The organism is Nocardioides sp. P5_C9_2, assembly GCF_054049555.1.
The window spans coordinates 1-3,406 of record NZ_JBFUMD010000427.1 but is presented as its reverse complement, the minus strand read 5'-3'; the positions used below and the strand labels follow the sequence as shown (position 1 = coordinate 3,406).

Here is a 3,406-nt window from a genome sequence, read left to right as displayed (position 1 = left end):
CCGTGAGGGTGGTCATCACTGCCCGGCTTCGCTCTGGATCTTGGTGATGATGCCGAGCGGGTCGCCGTCCTCACCGGAGCCGAAGAACTTGTCGTTCGCGACGTCCCAGCCCTCGAAGTCGGTGTCGATGGTCTGCAGCGTGGCCGGGTCCGGGAACGGGTCCGACTCGTCATTGGCGCCCGTCACGTCGATGTCGATGCCGTCGATGACCGGTCGGTAGCCAGTGGCGGCGTACTGCTCCTGGCCGGCCTCGCTCTTCTGGAACTCGAGGAAGTCGGTGGCCGCCTTCGACGCACCCTCCGTCACTGCGCACGGGTTCTCGATGAGGATCGAGGACTCCGGCACGACGTAGTCGAAGTCGGTGCCGGACTGGCGGGCGAGGATCGCCTCGTTCTCGTAGGAGAGCAGGACGTCGCCGGTGCCGCTCGTGAAGGCGGTGGTCGCGTCGCGGCCACTGTCGGGGAGCGCGGCGACGTTGCCGAAGAGGTCGCTCATGTACTTCTCGGCGTCCGCGTCGGAGCCGCCACCGGCGAGTACCGACCCGTAGGCGGCGAGCAGGTTCCACTTGGCCGACCCGGAGGAGGCGGGGTTGGGGGTCACGATGCCCACGCCGTCCTTGGCCAGGTCGTCCCAGCTGTCGATGCCCTTCGGGTTGCCCGTGCGCACGACCATGACGACGATCGAGTCGGTGCAGATGCCCTTGGTGTCGTTGTCCTTCCAGTCCTCGGCGACCAGGCCCGCCTTGACCAGGCGGGTGACGTCGGGCTCGAGCGAAAAGTGCACCTCGTCGGCCTGCTGGCCCGCCTCGACGGCCCGGCTCTGGTCGCCCGAGGCGCCGTACGACGTCTTGAACTCGACGTCCTTGCCGGCGTCGGTGTCGGCGAAGGCCTTGATGACACCGTCGTTGGCCTGCTCCAGGACGGAGTAGCCCACGAGGTTGATGGATTCACCGCTGTCCGGGGTGGCGCCGTCGGAGTCGGACGAGCACGCGGTCAGGGCCAGCATCCCGGTGAGTGAAGCGGCGACCAGCCGCCGGGAGGTCTTGCTGGGGATGTACATGTGAGCTCTCTTTCGCACGCCCGAGATGGACAGTTAGTAAGTAATGTCGCGAAGACTACATGACTTAAAGGGGATTCGCGGAGGTGGTCCGGACGTGTCGCGTGTCACCCGTCGGACCGGTCCACGCAGCGGCGTCCGAGGTCGCCCGCCGAGGCCCCCTACTACAGTGGTCAGCCGGACCACAAGCAGTGAGGCATAGGGGTGACAAGGCCGTGACCAAGCAGGTCAAGCAGCTCGATCGCGTGATCATCAGGTTCGCCGGCGACTCCGGCGACGGCATGCAGCTGACGGGGGACCGCTTCACCCAGGAGTCGGCCGTGTTCGGCAACGACCTCGTGACGCTGCCCAACTTCCCCGCCGAGATCCGCGCACCCCAGGGCACCCTGCCGGGCGTCTCGTCGTTCCAGGTGCACTTCGCCGACCACGACATCCTCACCGCGGGTGACGCTCCGGACGTGCTGGTCGCGATGAACCCCGCCGCACTGCGGGCCAACCTCGGCGACCTGCCGATCGGGGCGACGATCATCGTGGACACCCATGACTTCACCGCCCGCAACCTCGCCAAGGCCGGCTACGACGCCAACCCGCTCGACGGCGACGACCTCGCCGAGTTCGCGGTGCACCGCGTCGACCTGACCGGCATGACGGTCGCGGCCGTGAAGGAGTTCGGCCTCTCGCGCAAGGACGCCTCACGCGCCAAGAACATGTTCGCCCTCGGCCTGCTGTCATGGATGTACGGGCGCCCCACCGAGTCGACGACGTCGTTCCTCGAGCGCCGCTTCGCCAAGGTCCCCGACATCCGCGACGCCAACGTCACGGCGTTCAAGGCGGGCTGGAACTTCGGCGAGACCACCGAGACGTTCATCGTCCGCTACGAGGTGAAGCCGGCCCCGATGGCCGCGGGCACCTACCGCAACATCACCGGCAACCTCGCGCTCGCCTACGGCCTCGTCGCCGGCGGCGTGCAGTCCGGGCTCCAGGTGTTCCTCGGGTCCTACCCGATCACCCCGGCCTCCGACATCCTCCACGAGCTCAGCAAGCACAAGTCCTTCGGCGTGACGACCTTCCAGGCCGAGGACGAGATCGCCGGGGTCGGCGCCGCCATCGGCGCCTCCTTCGCCGGCCAGCTCGGGGTCACCACCACCTCGGGCCCGGGCATCGCGCTCAAGTCCGAGGCCATCGGCCTGGCCGTGATGACCGAGCTGCCGCTCCTCGTCATCGACGTCCAGCGCGGCGGCCCCTCCACCGGTCTGCCCACCAAGACCGAGCAGGCCGACCTGCTGCAGGCGATGTTCGGTCGCAACGGCGAGGCCCCGGTCCCGATCGTGGCCCCGCGCTCGCCCGGCGACTGCTTCGACGCAGCGTTCGAGGCCGCGCGCATCGCCATCACCTACCGCACCCCGGTGATGCTGCTCTCCGACGGCTACCTGGCCAACGGCTCGGAGCCGTGGCGAATCCCCGAGGTCTCCGAGCTGCCGAGGATCGACCCGGACTTCGCGACCGCGCCCAACCACGTCGTCGAGGGCAAGGACGAGGCCGAGTTCTGGCCCTACGAGCGCGACGCCGAGACCCTGGCCCGCCCGTGGGCCATCCCCGGCACCCCCGGGCTCGAGCACCGCATCGGCGGCCTGGAGAAGGGCGACGGGCACGGCAACATCTCCTACGACCCCGCCAACCACGACTACATGGTCCGCACCCGGCAGGCCAAGGTCGACCGGATCGCCGCCTCCCTGCCCCCGCTGGAGGTCGACGACCCCGACGGCGCCGCCAAGGTCCTGGTCCTCGGCTGGGGCTCGACGTACGGCCCCATCGGCGCCGGCGTGCGCCGCGTCCGCAGGGCCGGCTACCAGGTCGCGCAGGCCCACCTGCGCCACCTCAACCCCTTCCCCGCCGACCTCGGCGAGGTCCTGCGACGCTACGACAAGGTGCTGGTCCCCGAGATGAACCTCGGCCAGCTCTCCCTGCTGCTGCGCGCGAAGTACCTCGTCGACGTCGTCGGCTACAACGAGGTCCGCGGCCTGCCGCTCAAGGCCGCCGTGCTGGCCGACGTGATCGGCGGCCTCGTCGCCGAGGCCGAGGGCATCGAGGTCAACCTCGTGCCCGCGGGGACCATCGACGGAGAGGACGGCCTCGCATGAGCACCGACAGCGCCACCGACCTGGGCCTGCCCGGACTGCGGTCCGGCACCGATGGCGTCCCCACGACCGACGAGGCCCAGACGGGCAAGGACTTCACGTCCGACCAGGAGGTCCGCTGGTGCCCGGGCTGCGGCGACTACGCGGTGCCAAGGACTTCACGTCCGACCAGGAGGTCCGCTGGTGCCCGGGCTGCGGCGACTACGCGGTGC

General features: G+C 69.6%; 2 protein-coding genes and 1 pseudogene. 2 read left to right on the top strand and 1 reads right to left on the bottom strand.

Annotation, left to right across the window (positions count from 1 at the left end; translation table 11 throughout):
* Positions 1–15: 15 nt before the first annotated feature.
* A complete protein-coding gene (locus ACXJKL_RS17465) occupies positions 16–1,059 on the bottom strand; it encodes a sulfate ABC transporter substrate-binding protein (protein ID WP_457208283.1) in 1,044 nt (347 codons plus the stop codon).
* A gap of 212 nt (positions 1,060–1,271) precedes the next feature.
* On the opposite strand from ACXJKL_RS17465, the gene ACXJKL_RS17460 reads away from it, so the two are divergent.
* Positions 1,272–3,197 (top strand): 2-oxoacid:acceptor oxidoreductase subunit alpha, encoded by a 1,926-nt coding sequence (locus ACXJKL_RS17460; protein WP_457208282.1) that lies wholly within the window; start codon positions 1,272–1,274, stop codon positions 3,195–3,197.
* Positions 3,194–3,406, top strand: a pseudogene (locus ACXJKL_RS17455) (hypothetical protein); the annotation flags it as partial. The gene ACXJKL_RS17460 and the pseudogene ACXJKL_RS17455, both read left to right, overlap by 4 nt.